At 59.7% G+C, this 1,790-nt stretch carries 3 protein-coding genes; 2 read left to right on the forward strand and 1 reads right to left on the reverse strand.

Going from position 1 to position 1,790, the window contains the following annotated elements; all coding sequences use genetic code 11:
* Window positions 1-921: UxaA family hydrolase (locus O8B93_RS27800; protein WP_269713101.1), on the reverse strand; the 921-nt coding region annotated here is incomplete at its 3' end.
* 149 nt (window positions 922-1,070) lie between these two features.
* Between O8B93_RS27800 and O8B93_RS27805 the strand changes: the two genes are divergently transcribed.
* Complete coding sequence (locus O8B93_RS27805; protein ID WP_269713102.1) at window positions 1,071-1,400, forward strand: hypothetical protein; 330 nt, start codon at window positions 1,071-1,073, stop codon at window positions 1,398-1,400.
* A 171-nt stretch (window positions 1,401-1,571) separates the two neighbouring features.
* A partial coding sequence (locus O8B93_RS27810) for a GntR family transcriptional regulator (protein ID WP_269713103.1) occupies window positions 1,572-1,790 on the forward strand: 219 nt, incomplete at its 3' end.

Here is a 1,790-nt window from a genome sequence, read left to right on the forward strand (position 1 = left end):
GTATATTTCAGGGGTTTCCGAGAGGATCGCGGTTCCGCCTTCGGCGATCAATATATCGGCGGCAATGCCGAGTGCCGGATTGGCCGTGATACCGGAATAACCGTCGGAGCCGCCGCATTGCAGCGCCAGCATCAGTTCCGAGGCGGGGGCGGGAACGCGGTTGGCCCTATTGACCACCGGCAGCATCTCACGGATGGCCGCGACGCCAGCCTCCACCGTCTTGCGCGTGCCGCCGAGCTCCTGAATGGTAAGTGTGCGAAAGGTCTCGCTTTCCCTCAATCCGTAAGCATCCATCCAGCGCGGAATCTGAAACGCTTCGCAGCCCAGCCCCACCATCAACACGCCGCCAATATTCGGGTTCTGTGCCACCCCCCACTGGGTCCTCTTCAGCAATTCATAAGCCTCGCCATGGATATCCAGTCCGCATCCGGTGCCATGGACGAGCGATATCACACCGTCCACATTCGGGAACTGGTCGAGAATGCCAGAGCGGTTGATCTCATCGGCGATGAAGCGCGAGGCGGTGGCGGAACAGTTCACCGAGGTGAGAACGGCGATGTAATTACGGGTGCCGAAGCGCCCGCTGGCACGCCTGAAACCGTTGAAGCTGTGACGCTTCTCCGGCTCGACATAGCGCGTCGGCCTTGCTTCCTCACCGCTCGCATAGCCGCGTTCGAAACTCTGCATCGTTACGTTATGTTCGTGGACCCATTGCCCCGGTTCGATGTCCTGCGTGGAAAAGCCGATGATCTGGCCATATTTGACGATGGGCATCCGGCTTGCGATCGCCTGAAGCGCCATTTTGTGACCGCGCGGAATGCGCTCGCGCGCAGCAATCTCTGCCACGGCCTCACCCGGCGCGATCGGTTCGATGGCGACGATGATGTTATCGGTTTCAGTCAGTTTGATGTAGCGAGCCATGATTTCTCTGCGTGAAACAGGCGGAAGCCGGAAATGCGTTGTCTACTGTATATTGGAATACTAGTATAATGTATCATCGTCAAGGGACTTGAAGAGGGTTGCCGTGTGAGCATTTCGTGTAATGATCGGCAAATGCAAAGGAGATTGCGATGCGGGCAGGGGATAAACGACGTCTGGGAAGCACTGATCTCTCGGTAACGGCGCTCAGCATGGGTTGTGCATCGCTTGGCGGGCTTTATGCGCCAGTGAGCGCCACTGACGCGCTGGTGACGCTTCAGGCGGCGCCCGCCGAGATCGTGCGGCGCACGGAGGAGTTGGCGGAGGGCCGGGGGGTAGCGGCGAAAATCGGCAACCAGCAGGTTCATTGCCTCTTCCATGAGCGGCTGAATCTCGGGCCGGGGGCGATCATCCATCTGCAACCGGAAGCGGGCAAGGTTCATCTGTTCGGCGCATCGGGCGAGCGGCTTGTCTCGAAATGATGAGGGAGGTTGGTTGCGGACAAGAAACCGGCTAAAGAAATTTCTGCCGGTCGGTCCGGTTTTTGATGGGAGAATACGGACGTGTCAAAAGAAGCGGCGAGTGCCGGCCATTCCGCGCAGGACAAATCCGATTTGACGGCATTTCTCAGTGGCGTGACGATCACGCGGAATATGCCGCTTCGCGACCAGATCTACCAGCTCGTTCGCCGCGCCATCGTGACCGGCAGGCTCGCGCCCGGTTCGCCGGTCAATGAAATAGAGATTGCCGAGCGTCTCGGCACGTCGCGGACGCCGGTGCGCGAGGCCGTCAAACGTGTTGAAGATGAAGGGCTGATCGACGTCCGCGCCCAGGCCGGAACCTTCGTGACCCGCATCAGCCGCAGGCAGGTG

The organism is Martinezella rhizogenes (genome assembly GCF_027460065.1).
GTDB classification, from domain to species: domain Bacteria; phylum Pseudomonadota; class Alphaproteobacteria; order Rhizobiales; family Rhizobiaceae; genus Agrobacterium; species Agrobacterium rhizogenes_C.